General features: G+C 46.8%; 19 protein-coding genes. 17 read left to right on the top strand and 2 right to left on the bottom strand.

What is annotated here, in order from left to right:
- Window positions 1-135: 135 nt before the first annotated feature.
- The 8 genes from icd (at window position 136) to coaE (ending at window position 10,415) form a co-directional block, all read left to right on the top strand.
- Entirely contained in the window at window positions 136-1,407 is a 1,272-nt protein-coding gene (gene icd / locus MKY62_RS15270; RefSeq protein ID WP_011198189.1) for an NADP-dependent isocitrate dehydrogenase, read from the top strand.
- Between the two features lie 48 nt (window positions 1,408-1,455).
- Entirely contained in the window at window positions 1,456-2,394 is a 939-nt protein-coding gene (gene mdh / locus MKY62_RS15265) for a malate dehydrogenase (protein ID WP_003184317.1), read from the top strand.
- A gap of 343 nt (window positions 2,395-2,737) precedes the next feature.
- Window positions 2,738-3,460, top strand: coding sequence for a response regulator transcription factor (locus MKY62_RS15260; RefSeq protein WP_009329363.1), 723 nt, complete (start codon window positions 2,738-2,740; stop codon window positions 3,458-3,460).
- Entirely contained in the window at window positions 3,453-5,198 is a 1,746-nt protein-coding gene (locus MKY62_RS15255; RefSeq protein ID WP_003184312.1) for an ATP-binding protein, read from the top strand. The genes MKY62_RS15260 and MKY62_RS15255 overlap by 8 nt, the downstream gene beginning before the upstream one ends.
- A gap of 255 nt (window positions 5,199-5,453) precedes the next feature.
- A complete protein-coding gene (gene polA / locus MKY62_RS15250; RefSeq protein WP_003184310.1) occupies window positions 5,454-8,093 on the top strand; it encodes a DNA polymerase I in 2,640 nt (879 codons plus the stop codon).
- A gap of 18 nt (window positions 8,094-8,111) precedes the next feature.
- Window positions 8,112-8,939, top strand: a complete 828-nt coding sequence (gene mutM, locus MKY62_RS15245) for a DNA-formamidopyrimidine glycosylase (protein ID WP_009329360.1) — start codon at window positions 8,112-8,114, stop codon at window positions 8,937-8,939.
- Between the two features lie 178 nt (window positions 8,940-9,117).
- Window positions 9,118-9,792 (top strand): sporulation membrane protein YtaF, encoded by a 675-nt coding sequence (gene ytaF / locus MKY62_RS15240; RefSeq protein WP_255220632.1) that lies wholly within the window; start codon window positions 9,118-9,120, stop codon window positions 9,790-9,792.
- Between the two features lie 17 nt (window positions 9,793-9,809).
- Window positions 9,810-10,415 (top strand): dephospho-CoA kinase, encoded by a 606-nt coding sequence (gene coaE / locus MKY62_RS15235; protein ID WP_003184302.1) that lies wholly within the window; start codon window positions 9,810-9,812, stop codon window positions 10,413-10,415.
- A 26-nt stretch (window positions 10,416-10,441) separates the two neighbouring features.
- On the opposite strand, the gene MKY62_RS15230 is transcribed toward coaE, so the two are convergent.
- Window positions 10,442-11,662 (bottom strand): pectate lyase, encoded by a 1,221-nt coding sequence (locus tag MKY62_RS15230; RefSeq protein WP_238588258.1) that lies wholly within the window; start codon window positions 11,660-11,662, stop codon window positions 10,442-10,444.
- Window positions 11,663-12,177: 515 nt separating this feature from the next.
- Between MKY62_RS15230 and MKY62_RS15225 the strand changes: the two genes are divergently transcribed.
- From MKY62_RS15225 to thrS, 9 genes are all read left to right on the top strand, one after another.
- On the top strand, window positions 12,178-13,200 hold the full coding sequence (locus MKY62_RS15225; protein WP_003184298.1) for a glyceraldehyde-3-phosphate dehydrogenase: 1,023 nt from the start codon (window positions 12,178-12,180) through the stop codon (window positions 13,198-13,200).
- A gap of 236 nt (window positions 13,201-13,436) precedes the next feature.
- Window positions 13,437-13,823, top strand: a complete 387-nt coding sequence (gene speD / locus MKY62_RS15220; RefSeq protein WP_003184296.1) for an adenosylmethionine decarboxylase — start codon at window positions 13,437-13,439, stop codon at window positions 13,821-13,823.
- 181 nt (window positions 13,824-14,004) lie between these two features.
- The gene (locus MKY62_RS15215; RefSeq protein WP_016885585.1) at window positions 14,005-14,397 is read left to right on the top strand and encodes a hypothetical protein; all 393 of its coding nucleotides are present in this window, start codon (window positions 14,005-14,007) and stop codon (window positions 14,395-14,397) included.
- 15 nt (window positions 14,398-14,412) lie between these two features.
- Window positions 14,413-14,871 (top strand): transcriptional regulator NrdR, encoded by a 459-nt coding sequence (gene nrdR, locus MKY62_RS15210; protein WP_003184292.1) that lies wholly within the window; start codon window positions 14,413-14,415, stop codon window positions 14,869-14,871.
- A gap of 116 nt (window positions 14,872-14,987) precedes the next feature.
- Window positions 14,988-16,412 (top strand): replication initiation and membrane attachment family protein, encoded by a 1,425-nt coding sequence (locus tag MKY62_RS15205; protein ID WP_003184290.1) that lies wholly within the window; start codon window positions 14,988-14,990, stop codon window positions 16,410-16,412.
- A gap of 17 nt (window positions 16,413-16,429) precedes the next feature.
- Complete coding sequence (gene dnaI, locus MKY62_RS15200; RefSeq protein ID WP_011198187.1) at window positions 16,430-17,362, top strand: primosomal protein DnaI; 933 nt, start codon at window positions 16,430-16,432, stop codon at window positions 17,360-17,362.
- Between the two features lie 38 nt (window positions 17,363-17,400).
- Window positions 17,401-18,033 carry a TVP38/TMEM64 family protein gene (locus MKY62_RS15195; RefSeq protein WP_003184286.1) on the top strand — a complete coding sequence of 211 codons (633 nt, stop codon included), beginning with the start codon at window positions 17,401-17,403 and terminating at the stop codon, window positions 18,031-18,033.
- A 76-nt stretch (window positions 18,034-18,109) separates the two neighbouring features.
- Complete coding sequence (gene ytxC / locus MKY62_RS15190; protein ID WP_003184284.1) at window positions 18,110-18,952, top strand: putative sporulation protein YtxC; 843 nt, start codon at window positions 18,110-18,112, stop codon at window positions 18,950-18,952.
- A gap of 343 nt (window positions 18,953-19,295) precedes the next feature.
- Window positions 19,296-21,227, top strand: coding sequence for a threonine--tRNA ligase (gene thrS / locus MKY62_RS15185; protein ID WP_003184282.1), 1,932 nt, complete (start codon window positions 19,296-19,298; stop codon window positions 21,225-21,227).
- A 31-nt stretch (window positions 21,228-21,258) separates the two neighbouring features.
- Here the strand turns inward: thrS and MKY62_RS15180 are convergent, their stop codons facing one another.
- Complete coding sequence (locus MKY62_RS15180) at window positions 21,259-22,071, bottom strand: HAD family hydrolase (RefSeq protein ID WP_003184281.1); 813 nt, start codon at window positions 22,069-22,071, stop codon at window positions 21,259-21,261.
- Window positions 22,072-22,263: the final 192 nt, after the last annotated feature.

The following is a 22,263-nucleotide window of genomic DNA, read 5'->3' as shown; positions in this document are numbered from 1 at the left end:
GGCCGGCCTCTCAACGGCTTTTCTATGGAAGCAATGAATTAATGAATCTATGAAAAAACATGTTTGTCCCCCGCCAAACGGGGGAAACAAATGTTTTTCTATATTGAAGAATTACATATTATGGGAGGTTTTATTGTGGCACAAGGCGAAAAAATTACAGTCTCCGGCGGAGTATTAAACGTTCCAAACAACCCGGTCATCCCGTTTATTGAAGGGGACGGAACAGGTCCTGATATTTGGAGAGCGGCTTCCAGGGTTCTTGAAGCGGCTGTGGAGAAAGCGTATAACGGCGAAAAGAAAATCACTTGGAAAGAAGTCTACGCCGGGGAAAAAGCGTACAACAAAACCGGCGAATGGCTTCCGGAAGAAACGCTTGATACGATCCGCGAATACCTGATCGCGATTAAAGGTCCTTTAACAACTCCTGTAGGCGGGGGAATCCGCTCATTAAACGTAGCGCTCAGACAAGAGCTTGACTTGTTTACATGCCTGCGTCCTGTCCGCTATTTCACAGGCGTTCCTTCACCGGTTAAGCGCCCTGAAGATACGGACATGGTCATCTTCCGTGAGAATACTGAAGATATCTACGCCGGCATCGAGTATGCGAAAGGCTCTGAAGAAGTGCAAAAGCTGATTTCATTCCTGAAAAACGAGCTTGGCGTCAACAAAATCCGCTTCCCTGAAACATCGGGCATCGGCATCAAGCCGGTTTCTGAAGAAGGAACATCAAGGCTTGTCAGAGCTGCGATCGAGTATGCGATCGAGCACGGCCGCAAATCTGTGACGCTCGTCCATAAAGGAAACATCATGAAATTCACGGAAGGCGCCTTTAAAAACTGGGGCTATGAAGTGGCTGAAAAAGAATTCGGCGATAAAGTATTCACCTGGGCCGAATACGACCGCATCGCTGAAAAAGACGGCAAAGACGCTGCAAACAAAGCGCAAAGCGAAGCAGAAGCTGCCGGCAAAATCATCATCAAAGACAGCATCGCCGACATCTTCCTGCAGCAGATTCTGACACGTCCTGCCGAGTTTGACGTTGTGGCGACAATGAACCTGAACGGGGACTACATTTCAGATGCGCTGGCTGCCCAAGTCGGCGGAATCGGCATCGCACCTGGAGCAAACATCAACTATGAGACAGGACATGCCATCTTTGAGGCGACACATGGCACAGCGCCTAAATACGCCGGCCTCGACAAAGTAAACCCGTCTTCAGTCATCCTATCCGGCGTGCTGCTTCTTGAGCATTTGGGCTGGAATGAGGCGGCCGACCTTGTCATTAAATCAATGGAGAAAACAATCGCATCCAAAGTCGTCACATACGATTTCGCTCGTTTGATGGACGGCGCGACTGAAGTCAAATGCTCTGAATTCGGTGATGAGCTTATCAAAAACATGTCTTAAACGGCTGTTTTGGGGTAAAACAAACAACAATTAAAAGGGGTAGAAAAAATGGGAAAGAAGCGAAATAAAGTATCTGTCATCGGAGCGGGTTTTACAGGTGCAACAACTGCGTTTTTAACGGCTCAAAAAGAATTGGCCGACGTCGTATTAGTCGACATTCCGCAGCTCGAAAACCCTACAAAAGGGAAAGCGCTCGATATGCTGGAAGCGAGCCCTGTCCAAGGATTTGACGCGAATATTACAGGAACGGCAAACTATGAAGATACGGCTGGTTCAGATATCGTCGTCATCACGGCGGGGATCGCAAGAAAGCCGGGAATGAGCCGGGACGACCTCGTGGCTACAAATGAAAAGATCATGAGGAGCGTAACGAAGGAAGTTGTTAAATACTCACCTGATTGTATCATCATCGTTCTGACAAACCCTGTAGATGCGATGACATACGCCGTCTATAAAGAATCGGGCTTCCCGAAAGAGCGGGTCATCGGCCAGTCGGGAATTTTGGATACGGCAAGATTCAGAACGTTTGTCGCTCAGGAGCTCAACCTTTCCGTCAAAGACATTACAGGTTTTGTACTGGGCGGACACGGGGACGATATGGTTCCGCTCGTTCGCTACTCTTATGCAGGCGGCATTCCGCTTGAAACGCTTCTTCCGAAAGACCGGATCGATGCGATTGTTGAAAGAACGAGAAAAGGCGGGGGAGAAATTGTCAACCTGTTAGGAAACGGAAGCGCGTACTATGCGCCGGCCGCTTCCCTGACAGAAATGGTTGAAGCAATCTTAAAAGACCAGCGCCGCGTGCTGCCGACCATTGCCTACCTTGAAGGCGAATACGGCTATGAAGGCATTTATCTCGGCGTTCCGACGATTATCGGCGGAAACGGTCTTGAACAGATCATTGAACTTGAACTGACTGAAACCGAAAAAAGTCAGCTCGATAAATCCGTTGAATCAGTCAAAAACGTCATGAAAGTATTATCATAATAAACACGGCAGGAAGGCTTTATACAAGCCTTCCTGTTTTTGAATGCGAACCTTTTACATAAGACGGTATGAAAATCAAGACATAAACACGGGCTGTCAGCATATACCTAATCATAATCATCTGCCCGGACATTTTCATTCTTTTTGATGGAGGCCGCTGGCTGCATGGGGATTCCATCACTTAAAACAGCGGATTATGGCCGAAAAAGAGAGATTTTAAGCAAAACACTGAAAAATCAAATTGTCGAACGGATAGGCTTTCGTTAAAATAGGAGTGAAAACGTTTATTTAACAAAAGATAGAGAAAGAGATGTCGGGGAAATCTGAAGCCTGGAGGCATGTCATGAGCAAAAAGATATTAGTTGTAGATGATGAGGAATCGATTGTTACCCTTCTAAAATATAACCTTGAACGGTCGGGCTATCATGTGGTGACCGCCATGGACGGAGAGGCCGGCTTATTAAAGGCGATTGAAGAGAAGCCGGATCTGATCGTGCTCGATCTGATGCTTCCTAAAATGGACGGCATTGAAGTATGCAAGGAACTCAGACAGAAGAAGCTGATGTATCCGATTTTGATGCTGACCGCAAAGGATGATGAATTTGATAAAGTGCTCGGTCTCGAGCTGGGTGCCGATGACTATATGACAAAGCCGTTCAGCCCGAGAGAGGTGACGGCAAGGGTCAAAGCGATTTTAAGAAGAACACAGACGCTGTCCGTTCAGCCGGAGGAGACGGAAGAACCGGATGCAGGCGAGCTGATCATAGGCGAACTGAAAATACTGCCTGAACATTATGAGGTTTATTTTCAAAACGAACGCCTCGAGCTGACGCCGAAGGAATTCGAACTTCTCTTATATTTGGGAAGGCATAAAGGGAGGGTGCTGACGAGAGACCTTCTCCTCAACGCTGTCTGGAACTACGACTTCGCGGGCGATACGCGCATCGTCGATGTCCACATCAGCCACCTTCGCGATAAGATCGAAAAAAATACAAAAAAACCGGAATACATTAAAACAATCAGAGGTCTTGGCTACAAAATGGAGGAGCCGAAACTGAATGATTAAATTCCGGACCCGGCTTTTAGCTGCCCTGCTGACGCTTTTGATTCTCGTATTTGCTTCACTCGGTTTTCTGCTCGTTCACTTGTTTCACTCCTCTTACGATGCCAAACTGAGCAGCCATATTGAAAAAGAGGCCGCTTTGGTCGCTTCATTGGCAAATGGTGAAAACATGAAGTCTTCGGAGCAAGGAGCTATTTTAGAGAAGGCAAGCCGTGAACTGGACAGTCGTGTATCGCTTATTGATACAAAAGGTCAGGTTCTTTTTCATTTTGGGGGCCGCGCCGAAGAGCAATCCGTTATCAAGGAAGCGCTTGAGTCGGATTTAAACGGTGAAGGAGGAGGCTTCAGGATCAACCCTGATGACGAGTCCGTTTACCGTTACGTGCAGCCGCTCAAAGATGACGGGAATGTGAATGGATATATTCTGATCAGCACTCCTGTCGATTCATTGCAAGACATCAATCAAAAGATCTGGATTCTCCTCGGCGTGAGCCTTGGAACGGCCTTTTTAATCATCGCCGGGCTTGGGGCGAGAATAACCTCTCAATATACGAATCCGATTGAGTCTGCGACACAAGTGGCGATTGAGCTTGCCAAAGGAAACTATAAAGCAAGAACATTCAACGAAGATGAAACGATGCTGAGCCAGTCCATCAATATGCTGGCGCAGAACCTGCAGGACATGACAAGAGCCCAGGAAATGCAGCGCGACCGTCTGCAAACCGTCATCGAAAATATCGATTCCGGTCTGATCTTAATCGACGGAAAGGGTTATATTCACCTTGTGAACCGCGCTTATCAAAAGCAATTTCACGTAGAAGCCGATCAGCTTCTTTACCATTTCTATCACGAAGTGCTCGAACACGAAGAGATCATTAATCTCATTGAAGAAATTTTTATGACGGAAACAAAGGTCCGCAAAATGTTTAAACTGCCGATCAAAATTGAAAGAAGGTATTTTGAAGTCGACGGGGTTCCGATTATCGGCATCAATGATGAGTGGAAAGGCATCGTTCTCGTTTTCCATGACATGACGGAAAGAAAGCAGCTTGAAGAAATGAGGAAGGACTTTGTCGCCAATGTCTCCCATGAGCTGAAAACGCCGATTACATCAATCAAAGGGTTCACCGAAACGCTTCTGGACGGAGCGATGAACGAACGGGAGACGCTGTTGCAGTTTCTATCGATCATCTTAAAAGAGAGCAGCCGTCTGCAAACCTTGATCCAGGACCTGTTGGATCTGTCGAAAATCGAACAGCAAAACTTCACCCTGAATATTCAAAATTGCAATATCGGTGAAATCCTCGCCGAAATTGAGATGCTTTTGAAGAATAAAGCGGAGGAAAAAGGAATCACCTTGACACTGGAAAAGCCGGATAAGCCGGCCGTTGCTTCCGGAGACCCGCACAGACTAAAGCAGATCTTTTTGAATTTGGTGAACAATGCGCTCACATATACGCCTGAAGATGGAAGCGTGACGATTTCGGCTGATGTTCTGGAAGATGCAGTGCAAGTCAAAGTGAGGGATACGGGCATCGGGATCAAGCAGTCCGAAATCCCGAGGATATTTGAACGGTTCTACAGGATCGATAAAGACAGGAGCAGAAATTCAGGAGGAACCGGTCTCGGTCTTGCGATCGTCAAGCATTTAGTCGAAGCCCACCAAGGCGAAATCGACGTCGAAAGCGAGCGGGGAAAAGGCACCGAATTCACGGTCCGCTTAAAACGCGCATCCGAGTAGCTTCATTTAGCAAACTTTACAAAGGCTTAACAACTTTTAGATATATGGTTAAAACTTGGCTGATAGGATCATTAGTGAACCCCTTCATCCAAGGAGCCATATGGACGGACGCGATCAACAGCGCGTCCCTTTTTTTATTTTTCTGCGAAATCACTCTCATTTTCCTTTCAAAATGAACTTTGCTAAAATAAAATAAGCAAATATGATCACGAAGTTGAATGGAAGCTGACGAATCGGCTCCTTAGGAGGATAAAGATGACTGAAAGAAAAAAATTAGTATTGGTTGACGGAAACAGCCTGGCTTACCGTGCGTTTTTCGCCCTGCCTCTTCTCAGCAATGAAAAAGGGATACATACAAACGCGGTGTACGGTTTTACCACGATCTTAATGAAGATGCTTGAAGAGGAAAAACCGACCCACATGCTCGTCGCTTTTGATGCGGGGAAAACGACATTCAGACATAAAACGTTTAAAGAATATAAAGGCGGCAGACAAAAAACGCCGCCGGAGCTGTCAGAGCAATTGCCGTTTATCCGCGAGCTGCTCGACGCATATAGAATCTCAAGGTATGAGCTTGAAAACTACGAGGCCGATGATATTATCGGTACCCTTGCCAAATCAGCGGAAAAAGACGGATTTGAAGTGAAGATTTTTTCCGGCGACAAGGACCTGACACAGCTGGCTACAGAAGGAACGACGGTCGCCATCACAAAAAAAGGCATTACAGATGTCGAATACTATACGCCTGAACATGTCCGGGAAAAGTACGGACTTACCCCTGAACAGATCATTGATATGAAAGGGCTGATGGGAGACTCGTCAGACAATATTCCAGGCGTGCCGGGAGTCGGCGAAAAGACGGCGATCAAGCTTTTGAAACAGTTCCATACAGTAGAGGAGCTGCTGTCGTCAATAGACGAAGTCAGCGGAAAAAAACTGAAAGAAAAGCTTGAAGAATTTAAAGAACAGGCTTTGATGAGCAAAGAGCTTGCGACGATTACGACAGAAGCGCCGCTTGAAGTCAGCCTCGATTCCCTCGGATATGAAGGTTTTGACAGGGAAGCGGTCGTCAAGATTTTTAAAGATCTCGGCTTTCATTCTTTGCTCGAAAGGATTGGCGAAGAGGCGGGAGAGAAAGAAGAAGAACAGTTGGAAGAGATCGATGTCATGATCAAAACAGACATCACGGATGACTTGTTTGCGTCACCGGCTTCACTCGTAGTCGAACAGCTCGGCGACAATTATCACGAGGCGCCGATCCTCGGTTTTTCGATCGTCAACGAACACGGCGCTTTCTTCATTCCGGAAGAGACGGCCGTTCAGTCGGACCGTTTTAAAGAATGGGCCGAAGATGAGTCGAAAAAGAAATGGGTGTTTGATGCAAAACGTGCGGCGGTCGCTTTGCGCTGGCGGGGCATTGAACTGAAAGGCGCTGAGTTTGACGTTCTTCTTGCGGCCTATATCATCAACCCGGGGCACTCCTACGATGATGTGGCAAGCGTTGCGAAAGAACATCAATTACACATCGTTTCAGCAGATGAAGCGGTCTACGGAAAAGGAGCGAAACAGGCGGTTCCGGATGAGAAGGAGCTTGCCGACCATTTAGCCAGAAAGGCGAAGGCGATATCGCTGCTGCGCGAAAAGCTCCTTGATGAACTGGAAGAAAACGAGCAGCTCGAACTGTTTGAAGCGCTCGAAATGCCCCTCGCCCACATTCTCGGTGAGATGGAATCGATCGGTGTCCAAGTCGATGTCGACAGACTGAAAAAAATGGGTGAAGAACTGTCCGCTAAATTAGCGGAATACGAGAAAAAAATCCACGAGTCAGCAGGTGAAACCTTCAACATTAATTCACCAAAGCAGCTCGGTGTGATTTTGTTTGAAAAACTCGGGCTGCCTGTCGTCAAAAAAACAAAAACGGGCTATTCAACTTCAGCCGATGTGCTTGAAAAGCTGCGCGATAAACATGTCATTATCGAAGATATCCTGCACTACAGGCAGATTGGCAAGCTCCAGTCCACATACGTAGAAGGGCTTTTGAAAGTGATCAAAAAAGACAGCCATAAAGTGCATACCCGCTTTAATCAAGCTTTAACACAGACGGGAAGGCTCAGCTCAACCGATCCGAATCTGCAAAATATACCGATCCGCCTTGAGGAGGGCCGCAAAATCCGGCAGGCGTTTGTCCCTTCGCAAAAAGGCTGGCTCATATTTGCGGCGGATTACTCACAGATCGAGCTGAGGGTTCTCGCCCACATTTCAAAGGATAAAAATTTGATTGAAGCGTTCACGAACGATATGGACGTTCACACAAAAACGGCGATGGACGTTTTTCATGTATCAGAAGAAGAAGTCACCCCTGCGATGAGAAGGCAGGCGAAAGCAGTCAATTTCGGAATCGTCTACGGAATCAGCGACTACGGCTTGTCGCAAAACCTGGGAATTACAAGAAAGGAAGCGGCAGCGTTTATTGAACGCTATTTCCACAGCTTCCAGGGAGTCAAAGAATACATGGAAGAGACCGTTCAGGAAGCGAAGCAGCGAGGCTATGTAACGACTCTTTTAAGCCGGAGGCGGTATATACCGGAATTGACGAGCCGGAATTTCAATCTGCGCAGCTTTGCCGAACGGACGGCGATGAACACACCGATCCAGGGAAGCGCCGCAGATATTATTAAAAAAGCGATGATCGACATGGCGGACAAGCTGAAAGAAAAAAATCTCCAGGCCAAACTGCTGCTGCAGGTTCATGACGAATTGATTTTTGAAGCGCCTGAAGATGAAATCAAAGTGCTTGAAAAACTGGTTCCGGAAGTCATGGAACATGCATTGGAGCTCGATGTTCCACTGAAAGTGGACTGCGCTTCAGGGCCTTCATGGTACGATGCAAAATAGAGAAAAGGAAGTGATGATGTGCCGGAATTACCAGAAGTCGAAACGGTCCGGCGCACTCTTGCCGGGCTTGTAAGAGGGAAAACGATCGATGCGGTTGATGTCAGATGGACAAAAATCATAAAACGTCCGGAGGAGCCTGAGGAATTCGCAAGACTCCTGGCCGGCCAGACGATTCAGTCGATCGGAAGAAGGGGAAAATTCCTGTTGTTTCATCTTGATGACTGTGTCATGGTTTCCCATTTGAGAATGGAAGGAAAGTACGGGCTTCATCAAAACGATGAACCCCTTGATAAACATGTGCACGTCATTTTCAGGTTCACGGACGGAAGCGAGCTGCGCTACCGGGATGTCAGAAAGTTCGGCACCATGCATTTGTTTAAGCCGGGAGAGGAACTGACAGAGCTGCCTCTCAGGCAGCTCGGCCCCGAGCCCTTCAGCAGCGAATTTACAGCCGATTACTTAAGAGAGCGCCTGAAGAAAACAAACCGCTCGGTGAAAACCGCGCTGCTCGATCAGCGGACAGTCGTCGGACTGGGCAATATTTATGTCGACGAGGCTTTGTTCAGAGCCGGTATCCATCCCGAGGCAACAGCGAACAAGCTCACAAAAAAACAGACGGTTCTTCTCCATAAAGAGATCATTCAAACGTTAAAGGAAGCTGTTGAAGCAGGGGGAAGCACAGTCAGATCTTACATCAATTCACAAGGTGAGATCGGCATGTTCCAGCTCAAACTTTTCGTTTACGGCAGGAAAGACGAACCTTGTAAAAAATGCGGATCTCCAATTGAAAAAACAGTCGTTGGCGGAAGGGGCACGCATTTTTGCATAAAGTGCCAGAAAAAATGACAATCGCATAGAAGGACAAAAGCAAGCCGTATCATGGTTCAAGCTGTCGGTGCATACGCTCCATATAGCTGTTAAAAGCAAGCTTTAAAGTGTGATGTTTCTTTTTCGGGTGAACAACACACGGATGGTTTTCTTCTTTCATATATATAAGAAGCCTAGAAAGCTGCCTTTAGGCTGCATGACTTACACTGCTCGCATCAACAGAAAGGAAGAGCCTGATATGATGTTTGCATCTTTCTTGCTGCTGGCATTTGCCGTCAGCTTGGACAGTTTTTCAGTCGGATTTACTTACGGATTGCGAAAGATGAAAATCCCATTTAAAGCGATTTTGATTATTGCTTTTTGCTCTGGTGCCGTGATGTATATTGCCATGATGATCGGAACCCTTTTGGCGAAATTCCTGCCCGTTGTCGTAACAGAAAGGCTCGGAGCCGTCATCTTAATGGGAATCGGCGCATGGGTGCTGTATCAGTTTTTCCGGCCGGAGAAAGAACAGGATCTCGTCTTCTCTGAAAAAACGCTTATTAACCTTGAATTGAAATCGCTCGGAATCGTGATACACATTTTAAGAAAACCGACAAGCGCCGACATTGATAAATCAGGAATCATTACCGGTATAGAAGCTTTCCTTCTCGGTTTCGCCCTCTCTATTGACGCGTTCGGCGCAGGGATCGGCGCGGCCGCGCTGGGCTTTTCCCCTGTACCGATGAGCATTACGGTAGGCATCATGAGCTCATTGTTCGTATTTTGCGGAATACAGGCAGGCCGATTTTTATCGAAATGGAACTGGATGGATAAACTGACCTTTCTTCCCGGTATATTGCTGATTATGATCGGCATCTGGAAACTGTAAGAAGGAGGTGCAGGCCTTTGACATTGGTCATCGGATTAACCGGGGGGATTGCCAGCGGCAAAAGCACTGTCGCGCAAATGTTCCAGCAGTGCGGCATCACGGTCGTCGATGCGGACGTGATCGCGAAAGAGGCCGTTGAACAGGGGATGCCCGCTTATCAGAAAATCGCTGAGACATTTGGTGAAGGCGTGCTGCTTGAAACAGGCGATATCGACCGGAGAAAACTTGGAGAAATTGTTTTTGCTAATGAAGAAAAAAGGCTGCAGTTAAATGCAATCGTCCATCCCGAAGTGAGAAAAATGATGATCAAGCAGCGCGACGAAGCCATCCGGGCCGGTGAACGGTTTGTTGTTCTCGATATTCCGCTTTTATATGAAAGCGGGCTCGAACATTTGACAGATAAAGTGATCGTTGTCTGGGTTCCGATGGAGCTTCAGCTTGAGCGGCTGATGAAAAGAAACCGGCTTAATAAAGACGAGGCGCTGAACAGAATTCACGCCCAGCAATCTCTTGACGAAAAAAAGAAAAGGGCAGACGCGGTGATCGATAACAGCGGCAGTCTGAAAGATACAGAAGCGCAGCTTCATCAGCTGCTTGATACATGGTCAAATATTGAAAAGTGAGCGCAATGTCGCGCTCACTTTTTTGATTAGTCTTTTTTAAACTGGCTGTAATTCGCATAGTACAGAGCGGTGCGCTGCGCACCTGCGTACCGTTTGGCAAAAGCTTTGGCATTGCCGGCCTTCATCGTCCGATAGCTGTAGTTGGATGAAGGTGTCCAGCTTGTCTCAGGCGATTTCTGCCCCTTTATCGCCGGATATGACCCGACATCTTTAAACGCGCCGTCTCCGTAATCATCCAGTATGCCTTTCTCATTGCCCGTGCCGAAGTAATTGGCTTCAGAATATATTTTCGCCAATGTCGTAATCGTGAAGCCAAGGTGGTAATTGTTGATATAATTGTTTTTCACGTGATAATAGCCGTAACGCATCAACCCGGGCGCCCTGACATAGAGATTCTCAAAGCGATTGTGGCTGATTGTCATCCGCGGATAGCCATTATATATACTGTGGTATTGCTTGTCATCTTGAGGCCAGCCGAGAATCAGGCCGTACCTGTGGTCTGTGAATGTGCTGTGCGACAGTGTGACGTAATCGGCTTTAGCGCCGACGTATAAGAGCTTGTCGAGATCGTGGCCGTTTGCCGTATAGCTGTGGCCTTGGAATGTGACGTGGTCAATCCAGTAGTTTCTCGAATCGGTAATGTAAACAGGGATGTCATTGTTTTCATTTATGGATGCATCATGTGCAATGACCAGATTTTTGAAAATAACGTTGCCAGAGTCCGCTTTTGTTTTAAAGTAAATGTTATTCAGCTTATGTTTTTCATACGAGCCGATGATTGTTTTATTGGCGCCCACCGTTAATACCGTTTTGGCTGAAGCGCCGATATTGCTGGAGACGACAATCGTGCGCGGCGTTGAATCTTCAATATTGGCCTTCAGTTCGTCCAGATTATTGACATAGACGACTTTTCCAAGCAGGCCGCCGGTTGTGCCTGTTTTCTGCTTGCCGTTCGTTTCCCTTGCATAGCCTGCGAAACCTTCGAGCCCGTCGCTTGGAAGCTTCCACTTTTGGACGGAGCTGCCCGTATATTTGGCAAGCTTCACTCCGCTGCCGTCCAGTGTCAGTGCAAGGCTGCTGTTTTGTGCACTGACGATTTTATACGTGATAAAATCTCCGTTTCCGTCTTTGTCGGCCCCGATGATATTCCACAACTCTTCCTTCCGTGAATTGTCATAGTAGACCACAGCCGGATTATTGTCTGACAGTGCGTAATGGGCAGGGATGATAATTTTGCCGCTATCCATATTTCTGATTTTGAATTGTTTGCCGTCAGACGTATCAAGCCTCCATCTTTCTTCTTTTTCTCCGCTCGTCTGTTTTGCTGTTAGCGGTGCGTTGTCTTGATTCCCGGCGGGCGTAATATTTAAGCCTGATGAGCTTTCCAGCCTGATCATCTGTTCCGGATAATCTTCGTTTGCCGCAGAAGCAGCGACTGTACCTAATAAAAAATAAATGCCGGCCGCAGCCAAAAAAGAAATGATAAAAGATGCGTTTTTGATCAGTTTCATGGTTGTCCTTCCTTGAAGACACTGCCTTCTGTCGGTGAAAATTTAGCGCTGTTGCAAATTGTAGCACCAAAGGTGTATTTGAAATATATGCTTTAGGGCCGATTTTTTTTAGTCTTTTGTTCACGATTTCACAAAAGTGCGTAAATTTGCTGTGAAAGCAACAAATGGTATGGCTAATTAAAAATAATGTGTTATACTTATTTTGAATAAATCATGATGTGGAATGACATAAAATAAGGGGTGCATATTTGATGAAAGTGAAAGTTGCGATAAACGGATTCGGCCGAATCGGCAGAATGGTGTTTAGAAAAGCGATGCTTGATGAACAGATTGACATTGCGGTGATCAATGCGAGCTATCCTCCGGAAACGCTCGCTCATTTAATAAAGTATGACACAAATCACGGCCGTTATGAACTTGATGTAAAGGCTGGAGACGACTGCCTGTTCGTTAACGGTAAAAAGGTCATGCTGACCAATCAGAGGGACCCTAAGCTTCTTCCATGGGGACAATACGGGATCGACATCGTCGTGGAAGCGACGGGGAAATTCAACTCAAAGGAAAAAGCGGAAGCACATATTGAAGCCGGCGCGAAAAAAGTTATTTTGACGGCGCCGGGCAAAAATGAAGACATCACAATTGTAATGGGTGTCAACGAACGCGATTTTGATGCGGAGCGTCATACGATTATTTCAAACGCTTCCTGTACGACGAATTGTCTCGCTCCAGTCGCAAAAGTGCTTGATGATGCATTCGGCATTGAAAACGGCCTGGTGACAACCGTACACGCTTTTACAAATGATCAAAAAAATATTGATAATCCGCACAAAGACTTGAGGAGGGCGCGCGCCTGCGGATCTTCGATCATTCCGACAACGACAGGCGCCGCGAAAGCGCTGTCACTTGTCATGCCCCATTTAAAGGGTAGAATGCACGGCCTGGCCCTGCGCGTTCCCGTCTCAAATGTGTCGCTCGTTGACCTTGTGGCTGATTTGAAAAGCGATGTGACGTCGGAGGATATTAATGAGGCGTTCCGCATGGCGGCGGCAGGCTCCATGTCCGGGATCATCGATGTATGCGATGAACCGCTCGTTTCATCCGATTTTAATACGAATCCATACTCGGCGGTGATCGACAGTCTTTCGACAATGGTGCTTGAAAACAGAAAGGTGAAAGTGCTCGCATGGTATGACAATGAATGGGGATATTCGTGCAGGGTTGTCGATTTGATCAGATACGCGGCTTCAAGAATGAAACACCCCTCAGCTGTATAAAATAAGAGCATGGACGGATAAAAAAATAAATACCCCTTAACCATCAAATGATAAAACCGCCTTGCAAAAAATATTCAAACAAAGTATACTATTTTTCGTGAACTTCTAGTTCGTGAGCGCTTCGGCATTACTTAAAGGGTTAGGACCTCTCCGGACTAACTTTCCCCCGTGGTAATTGACCGGTTCAGTTGCTTGGAAATTCACTTTTTTAATTCTTGTTAAGGGGGGTCCATGCTATGGAAACAATGGGGCGTCACGTTATCTCCGAACTGTGGGGATGCGATTTTGATAAGCTGAATGACATGGATTTTATTGAAAAAACGTTTGTAAATGCGGCACTGAAGTCAGGTGCTGAGGTACGTGAGGTAGCCTTTCATAAGTTTGCGCCTCAAGGTGTAAGCGGAGTCGTGATTATTTCAGAATCTCACTTGACCATTCACAGTTTTCCTGAACACGGATATGCCAGCATTGATGTTTATACTTGCGGAGATTTAGATCCGAACGTAGCTGCCGATTATATCGCAGAAGAGTTAAGAGCGGAAACAAGAGAGAACATTGAAATACCGAGAGGCATGGGACCTGTTCAGGTGAAACAGGCCAAAGCCAAAGCACAGGCACTTTAATGCCGATAGAGGAGCTGGATGAAAAAGCGGACACCGCTTTTAAAATCCGCTCCTTTTTCTTTCCTCTCCCGAAAATCCCCAAACCATATTCCCCGGCATTCTCTTGCTGTTTTGTTTTCCCTTGGAAATCAACCATTTTTTTAATAAAATATAGAGAAGAAAGACAAAGGGGACAGGGGATATGAGTCTTTTTCAAAACATTCAACGGTTTTTTTCTACACACGCCGAAACGTCTGACCGCCATCCTTCGGAAGAGCTGAAGAGCCGCTATTATAAAGCGGCGTCAAAAGAAGCGCTCAATGCTGTAAAGGAAGTGATGGAAGGCCTTGACGGCTGCAAGGTGACATCGGTGTCGGAGGAAAGAGGAGAAATCAGCGCCGAAATTAAAAAAACGAGAAAAGCTTTTGTGGTGGCGACAGTCGTTTCGATTCGGCCTTTTGATACAGCGGTGGACTTTAATGTGTCAACTGAAACGTTTTTGCCGACCGATTTTGGCTACAGCCGCGGGCTTGTCTCGACGCTATACAGCGAACTGGACGGAAAGCTGCAGGAATCTGTACATTCAAACAATTGAATAGGAGCTGAAAAAATGAAATGTCCAGCATGTCAGCATAATGGGACGAGGGTTTTGGACTCCCGTCCGGTTGACGAAGGCAGATCGATTCGCAGAAGACGCGAATGCGAATCGTGCAACTATCGATTTACTACATTTGAAAAAGTGGAAGAAATTCCGCTCATCGTCGTAAAAAAAGAAGGAATCCGGGAAGAATTCAGCCGCGAGAAAATGCTCCGCGGTTTGATCAAAGCGTGCGAAAAGCGCCCTGTCGCCTTGAAGCAGCTTGAGGATATTTGCTTTGAAATTGAAAAAGAGCTTAGAAATCAAGGCGTTTCTGAAGTGAAAAGCGACATGATCGGAGAAATGGTGATGGACAGGCTTGCGAAAATCGACGAAGTCGCATATGTACGGTTTGCTTCAGTATACCGCCAATTTAAAGATATTAACGTATTTATCGACGAGCTGAAAGATTTAATAAAGAAAGAACGGTAAAGAGCTGTAAATTGATCCAGCTCTTTTCTCATGACAAAAACACAGTCGTGTGACATGAAAGCCTGAAAAAGGTGTAAAATGAGGACAAGAAACAAAGTGGAAGGTTGACAAAAGATATGAGTAATTATTGGAAAGATTTGCTTCCTGTCGATCCGTATGTTGTCAAAAGCAGCGGATTGCTGCAGGACTTGGACCGGCAAATTGTCACGCTATTGTATCAGCCTTTAATCGGCTCTTTTTCGTTCAGCTTGTTTCTCACGCTGTGGGGAGAGCTGGAGCAAAACAGAGTCTGGGGAAAAAGCTCGACTCACAGACAGCTGATGGCGGCGATGCAGACCAGCCTGAAGACGATTCACTCAGAAAAGGAAAAGCTTGAGGGGATCGGACTGTTGAAAACTTATATAAAAGAAACGGAACACGAACGTTTGTTTATATATGAATTGATTCCGCCGCTCAGACCGGACGAGTTCTTTCAGGACGGCATGCTGAATGTCTTCTTGTACAACCGCGTCGGAAAGGCGAGGTTTCAGCAGCTGAAAGAATATTTTTCCCACCCGTCTGTTCCTGAAGAAGCACGGGACATCACCCGTTCTTTCAATGAAGTTTTTGCATCTGTCCAGCCGAGCGAATGGAAGATGTCCGACGATATGATCGAAGCGATGGAGCTTCGCGAAGATCATGAATGGATGAAAGAAGGGAATAGCCAACCGGCAGCAGTCACAGACGGCGCCTTTGACTTTCAACTGTTTCTCGCCGGTTTATCTGACACGCTTATCCCGAGAAAAGCGCTGACAGACCAAGTAAAGGAAACGATTAAAAAGCTGGCCTTTCTCTACGGTATCGAACCGCTTCAGATGCAAAACGTCGTCATGTCAGCCGTTGACGAACACGATATGATCACGACAGAGGCGCTCAGAAAAGCGGCGAGCGACTGGTATCAGATCGAGCGCGGCGGCCCGCTTCCGGAACTCGTCGACAAAGTGCAGCCGATGAATCTCCGCGAACAGCCGAATCAACAGTCGTCCACAAACGCCAAGGAAGACAATTTGATCGCTTTGCTTGAGCAAGTATCGCCAAGAAAGCTGCTGCAGGATATTGGCGGCGGAGCGGAACCATCCAAAGCCGATCTGAAAATTATAGAAGAAATTATGCTTGACCAAAAATTAGAGCCCGGCGTCATCAATGTTCTGATTTATTATGTCATGCTGAAAACCGATATGAAGCTTTCGAAAAATTACACGCAAAAAATCGCTTCCCACTGGGCCAGAAAAAAAGTTCGTACGGTTAGAGAGGCCATGAAGCTTGCGAAAGAAGAAAACCGCCAATATCTTGAATGGGCGGAAGGGAAGAAAAAGACTTCCCGGAACAAGAAAGTCATCAGAGAAGAAAAGCTGCCTGATTGGCTTCGGGAAAGTGACGATGCTGACAGCAAACCGCTGGAAACAGAGCAGGCTGGTCCTGCAACCAGAGAAGGCTTTGACCAGCAGAAACAGAAGCTGCTCGAAGAAGTAAAAAAACTGAAAAACCATTCCGCTCTTTAATGTGAGGTGACAAGATGATGGAGCCGATTAAACGCGCTTTGCAAGGCGTGACGACGAGACCCGATTTTAAAAAACGCCTTGAAGATATGAAAGAAAAAGTGCTCTCTGACAAGGATGTTCAGGCGTTTTTAAACAGCCGCCAGTCAGAAGTGGATCAAGGAATGATCGACAGGAGCCTTAACAAGCTTTATGAATATACACAGCAAAGCAAAGCATGCCAAGACTGCCCGGGTCTGAAAGAATGCAAAAACCTGATACAGGGTTATCATCCAAAGCTTGTGCTGAACGGAAAAACAATCGATGTTCAATACGATAGGTGTCCGGAAAAAAAGAAAGCGGACGAGAGGGAAAGACAGAGGTCGCTGATTAAAAGCATCTATATTCAACAGGATCTTCTGAATGCTACGTTTGCCGATATTGACGGAGATGACCCGAGCAGATTGAAGGTCCTTCAGCTTGTGACGGGATTCTTGCATGACTATAACGAAACGGGAAAGGGAAAAGGCATTTACGTCTACGGGAAGTTCGGGGTCGGAAAGACCTTTATGCTGGCCGCCATTGCAAATGAGCTTGCCGCAAAGGATCATCCGTCCATTCTCGTCTATGTCCCTGAATTTGTCAGGGAGCTGAAAAATGCGATACATGATCAGTCGCTTGAGGAAAAGCTTGATATGGTCAAGTCTACGCCGATTCTGATGCTCGATGACATCGGTGCGGAGTCCATGTCAAGCTGGGTGAGGGATGAGGTGCTCGGCGCCATCCTTCAGCACAGAATGTCCCAGCAGCTGCCGACGTTTTTCTCTTCAAACTTTGATCCTGATGAACTGAAACACCATTTCACCTATTCGCAAAGGGGAGAAAAAGAAGAAGTAAAAGCGGCAAGGCTGATGGAAAGGGTGCTGTATTTAGCGACGCCTGTCCGGCTGGACGGGAAAAACCGGCGTCAGTAATCATTTGACACCGAGCTTCAATCACGGAGATGAAGAAGATGCGAAAAAGAACCTTGGCCAAATGGACGGTAATCGCCGTAATCGCGGCGGCCGGACTATGGCTGAATGCGAAATACCTGAATCTGAGCCCTGCTCATATAAGAGAAGGCGTCTTATCCTTTGGGATTTTCGCCCCGTTGATCTATATCGGACTATTGATGATCCGGCCGTTTTTGCTGCTTCCTGCTTCCGTTTTCGCCGTCAGCGGCGGCCTCGCATTCGGTCCGCTGTTTGGCTCTTTGTATTCTTTTATCGGTGCGGCAGGCGGTGCATTTTTATCATTCGCTCTTGCATACAGGCTCGGCGGATACTTTCAGCACATGCCGCTGAAGCTCGACAGCCTGCGGACGCTTTTGCGGAAAAACGGCTTTTTCTGCATTTTGCTCTTGAGGCTGGCGCCGATTCATTTTGACGCGGTCAGCTATGCGGCAGGCGTTTCCAAAGTGAAGCCTCTGTCGTTTGCCCTGGCGACGGCCGCGGGTATCATACCGGGCACCATTATTTTAAACGTGCTCGGGTCAAGCCTCTTGACCGGCGACATCCTAGCGATTGCGGTTACAGCCGCAATTTACCTGATATTCATTACAGTGCCGCTTTTGTTCAGAAAAAAAGTGCAGGCGCTCCTCGATTAAGGGCTCATCCTTTTTTACGTCTATTTTATTTGTCACCCCCATATACATGTAACAGATGTTGTTAGGGGGGACAAACATGCTTGAAATTACATTTGAAGATGATTATGATACAGCCGCGTTTTTGCATCTCCTTCGCAATGCGGATGCGAATCGGCATATCAGGATTCACGAAGCGCCAGGGAAGATCGGAATTGAAAAGACCCATTCCTCTGTCAGTATTCAGGCCTATATTGAGCCGGTTCTGACGAGATTTTTTACAGAATGCAAAGAAGATGAATACATGCTTTCGGTCATTGAAGGCGATTATTACTTTTTGGACCGGGATGAACAGCAGCAGATTCTTCAATTGGCCCACAGCATTATGGAGGGCGAACTTGAAGGGCTTCCTCTCAACAAGGACGACACCCCTCGCGAACATTTCATCATTCAGGAGCTCCAAGCGATCTGTCTTGAGGAAAACGTCTTTTCGATTCGGTCATTTATGACGTTTCGCCTTGCGAAGTATTATGAACGCCTCAGATCTTATGTGGAGGCGGCGATCGACGAGTATAAAATGGAGCAGGAATATCAGACATTCATTCAATCGCTGAGAGACTACGTCATGTCGAAAGAGCCGATGCTTGACCATGTCCACATTGTGCACGACGGTTACTTTGTATTGTGGGAATTAAAGTATATTTCTGAACGGGAACAAAAAAAATACATAGACAGGCGGTTCGTAAGAGAACACCCAATGTATATTGATTCCCATCTCCTGGCTCCGCTCGTATCGATTGCGCCGGAAAAAATAGACCTCTATACAGAAGACCGGGAACACGCCATGGTTCAGACCATTCAAAATATTTTTCAGGAGAGGGTGCGGATTCTTCCGCTTGGCGCCTTTCATCCGCGGGAAAACATTTTGGAAGAGCATTCTTGATTTTGCGTGAAAAACAATTTATAATACGGTATAAACTTAAAGATATCATGTATTGATAAGGACATGAAAAGATGAACACCGGTTTGACAGAGAGGGAGACCATGGCTGAAAGTCTCTTATGCCAAGGATCATTTTTTTACCGCCTTTGAACATCAGTTGTGAACGGCAATTTGTCTAGTAATGACTGACGGGACTTCCCGTTACAGAACCGAAAGCCGAGAGCGCGCCGGGTTTTTTGCGTTTTCGGGAAAAAGGGTGGAACCACGAATTCCGTTTATTAATCCTCGTCCCTTTCTTAGGGGGACGGGGATTTTTTATTTTGTAAAAAAAAGGAGTGACTAGGATGTCAGATATGGTAAAAATCAAATTTCCTGACGGAGCGGTTAAGGAGTTTGCAAAAGCGACGACAACAGAAGATATCGCGGCATCAATCAGTCCCGGCTTAAAGAAAAAAGCGATAGCGGGGAAATTAAACGGCAAAGAAATCGATCTGCGCGCACCGATCCTTGAGGACGGCGCCATCGAAATCATTACAGAAGGCAGCGAAGAAGCGCTTGAAATCATGCGCCACAGTACTGCACACTTAATGGCCCAGGCGATCAAGCGCCTGTATAAAAACGTGAAGCTCGGGGTCGGCCCGGTTATCGAAAACGGCTTCTACTACGACGTGGATTTGGAAGAAGCGCTGACTCCGGAAGACCTTCCGAAGATTGAGAAGGAAATGAAAAAAATCGTCGGGGAAAATCTGCCGATCGTAAGAAAAGAAGTCAGCCGAGAGGAAGCCAGAGCCCTGTTTGCCGAAATCGGCGATGATCTGAAATTGGAACTGCTTGATGCGATTCCGGAAGGCGAGACGGTATCGATCTATGAGCAGGGCGAATTCTTCGATCTGTGCCGCGGTGTTCACGTTCCTTCGACGGGCAAAATCAAGGAGTTCAAGCTGCTGAGCCTTGCGGGGGCATACTGGCGCGGAGACAGCAACAACAAGATGCTCCAGCGCATCTATGGGACGGCTTTCTTCAAAAAAGCCGAGCTTGAAGAGCATCTTCGCCTCCTTGAGGAAGCGAAAGAACGCGACCACAGAAAACTCGGAAAAGAACTGAAGCTGTTCGCCAATTCGCAAAAAGTCGGCCAGGGTCTGCCGCTTTGGCTGCCAAAGGGTGCGACCATCAGACGCGTCATCGAGCGCTATATCGTTGACAAAGAGCTCGCGCTCGGCTATGAGCACGTGTACACCCCTGTCCTCGGCAGCAAAGACCTGTATGAAACATCAGGCCACTGGGATCATTATCAAGACGGCATGTTCCCGCCGATGGAGATGGACAATGAAACACTTGTGCTTCGTCCGATGAACTGTCCGCACCATATGATGATTTATAAAAACGACATTCACAGCTACCGTGAGCTTCCGATCCGGATCGCCGAGCTCGGAACGATGCACCGCTATGAAATGTCAGGGGCTCTTTCAGGGCTGCAGCGCGTCCGCGGAATGACGCTGAATGACGCCCACATTTTCGTCCGTCCAGATCAAATCAAAGACGAGTTCATTCGAACTGTCCGCCTGATTCAGGATGTATACGAAGACTTCGGACTGGAAGAGTATTCATTCCGCTTGTCTTACCGCGACCCTGAAGATACAGAGAAATACTACGATGACGATGAAATGTGGAACAAAGCGCAATCGATGCTGAAGGAGGCGATGGACGAGATCGGCCATGATTATTACGAAGCTGAAGGGGAAGCGGCCTTCTACGGACCGAAGCTTGACGTTCAGGTCAAAACAGCAATCGGCAAAGAGGAAACTCTGTCAACTGTTCAGCTGGACTTCCTTCTTCCTGAAAAATTCGATCTGACATATGTCGGGGAAGACGGAAAACCTCATCGTCCGGTCGTCATTCACAGAGGTGTCGTATCGACAATGGAACGCTTTGTCGCTTTCTTAATTGAGGAGCATAAAGGCGCATTGCCGACATGGCTTGCCCCTGTTCAGTTCCAGGTCATCCCTGTATCGCCGTCTGTGCATCTTGACTACGCCAAAAAAGTTCAAGAGCGCCTGCAGCGTGAAGGGCTTCGCGTTGAAGTCGATACCCGCGACGAGAAAATCGGCTATAAAATCCGTGAAGCGCAGATGCAAAAAATCCCTTACATGCTTGTCGTCGGCGACCAGGAAGTTGAAAACGAAGCCGTCAACGTCCGCAAATACGGAGAGCAAAAATCAGAAACGGTTGCAATTGCAGACTTTATCAAAAAAGCCGTTGCTGAAGCAAAGAAATAAACAAGAAAAAAGCATGATTCCCGCCCGGGAGTCATGCTTTTTTGCTTAGCTTGTCCGCTGCTTGTCCGCGGAGGATATCGAACAGTTCGCTTAAATGGCTGATTTCGTGATCAGGTGCAACATCAGTTTCATTCTTTTTGCCTTTGCGGTTGACCCAGACGGTTTGGATGCCTGCTCTGGAAGCCCCGAGAATGTCGGTGTTCAAGTTGTCTCCGACCATCACGGCATCATCTTTTGTCATGCCGAGGAGGGTGAGGCAGTGTTCAAATATGCTTGGATCAGGCTTTCCTTTTCCAAATTCACCGGAAATCACGATTTCATTAAAATAAGGAGCAAGTTCCGGTACGCCTGCCAACTTTTCTTTCTGCAGGCTCGGATCGCCGTTTGTCAGCAAAAGAAGCTCTACTTTTCCTTTCAGCTCATCTAAAACGGCAAATGTTTCTTCATAAACAAAAGGGCTCTTTCGGCGCACTGCCGCAAAATATTCGCCGAGTTCTTCCCCGAAGGCGGGATCGTCGATGCCAAACGCCTTCAATCCGTTTGTCCATGCGTTTCTTCTGTATTCGGGAACAATTTTGTTCAGTTTTTGAAACCCTTCGCTGATCGGCTCGCTGAAGTTTGACCACAGTCCTTCAAATGGGTTGATGCCGATCATGACGGTGTATGGATATGTTTCATAAGACATGTAAAGCTTTCGCGCTGCTTCGCGCACGGCTGCTTCAAATTCTTCCGCATGGATTCCGTATTTTTCTTCAGCTTTAAGGCACGTTTTGGAAAATGCTGTGCTGACGCTTTTTTCATCCCAGAGCAATGTATCGTCTAAATCAAAAAATACGGCTTTCATCATCTTCTCCTCTGCCATTAATTTATAGAATTCTCTCATTTATTTTACAATAGATCAAAGGGATGTGAAAGAAATGATTTAAGAATGTGATGTAATGCAGTATCAAAGTATGAAAGCTTCTTGAATATGATAAAATGAAACGAAATCTATTGTTTGGAAAACGTTTCTAAGATCTATTTGATGATGGTGATG

It is taken from the genome of Bacillus sp. FSL R7-0646 (assembly GCF_037969865.1).
In the GTDB taxonomy this organism is placed as follows: Bacteria; Bacillota; Bacilli; order Bacillales; family Bacillaceae; genus Bacillus; species Bacillus licheniformis.
This window is presented reverse-complemented; position numbering and strand designations above follow the sequence as displayed.

What these genes read in the sequence shown, in the direction of transcription:
- MKY62_RS15195 (WP_003184286.1), top strand. Translation starts at nt 17,401, where the DNA reads ATGCGAAAAAGAACCTTGGCCAAATGGACGGTAATCGCCGTAATCGCG.
- MKY62_RS15255 (WP_003184312.1), top strand. Translation starts at nt 3,453, where the DNA reads ATGATTAAATTCCGGACCCGGCTTTTAGCTGCCCTGCTGACGCTTTTG.
- MKY62_RS15215 (WP_016885585.1), top strand. Translation starts at nt 14,005, where the DNA reads ATGAGTCTTTTTCAAAACATTCAACGGTTTTTTTCTACACACGCCGAA.
- speD (WP_003184296.1), top strand. Translation starts at nt 13,437, where the DNA reads ATGGAAACAATGGGGCGTCACGTTATCTCCGAACTGTGGGGATGCGAT.
- MKY62_RS15180 (WP_003184281.1), bottom strand. Translation starts at nt 22,071, where the DNA reads ATGAAAGCCGTATTTTTTGATTTAGACGATACATTGCTCTGGGATGAA.
- polA (WP_003184310.1), top strand. Translation starts at nt 5,454, where the DNA reads ATGACTGAAAGAAAAAAATTAGTATTGGTTGACGGAAACAGCCTGGCT.
- MKY62_RS15225 (WP_003184298.1), top strand. Translation starts at nt 12,178, where the DNA reads ATGAAAGTGAAAGTTGCGATAAACGGATTCGGCCGAATCGGCAGAATG.
- ytaF (WP_255220632.1), top strand. Translation starts at nt 9,118, where the DNA reads ATGACTTACACTGCTCGCATCAACAGAAAGGAAGAGCCTGATATGATG.
- mdh (WP_003184317.1), top strand. Translation starts at nt 1,456, where the DNA reads ATGGGAAAGAAGCGAAATAAAGTATCTGTCATCGGAGCGGGTTTTACA.
- MKY62_RS15230 (WP_238588258.1), bottom strand. Translation starts at nt 11,662, where the DNA reads ATGGATAGCGGCAAAATTATCATCCCTGCCCATTACGCACTGTCAGAC.
- thrS (WP_003184282.1), top strand. Translation starts at nt 19,296, where the DNA reads ATGTCAGATATGGTAAAAATCAAATTTCCTGACGGAGCGGTTAAGGAG.
- MKY62_RS15260 (WP_009329363.1), top strand. Translation starts at nt 2,738, where the DNA reads ATGAGCAAAAAGATATTAGTTGTAGATGATGAGGAATCGATTGTTACC.
- nrdR (WP_003184292.1), top strand. Translation starts at nt 14,413, where the DNA reads ATGAAATGTCCAGCATGTCAGCATAATGGGACGAGGGTTTTGGACTCC.
- MKY62_RS15205 (WP_003184290.1), top strand. Translation starts at nt 14,988, where the DNA reads ATGAGTAATTATTGGAAAGATTTGCTTCCTGTCGATCCGTATGTTGTC.
- dnaI (WP_011198187.1), top strand. Translation starts at nt 16,430, where the DNA reads ATGGAGCCGATTAAACGCGCTTTGCAAGGCGTGACGACGAGACCCGAT.
- ytxC (WP_003184284.1), top strand. Translation starts at nt 18,110, where the DNA reads ATGCTTGAAATTACATTTGAAGATGATTATGATACAGCCGCGTTTTTG.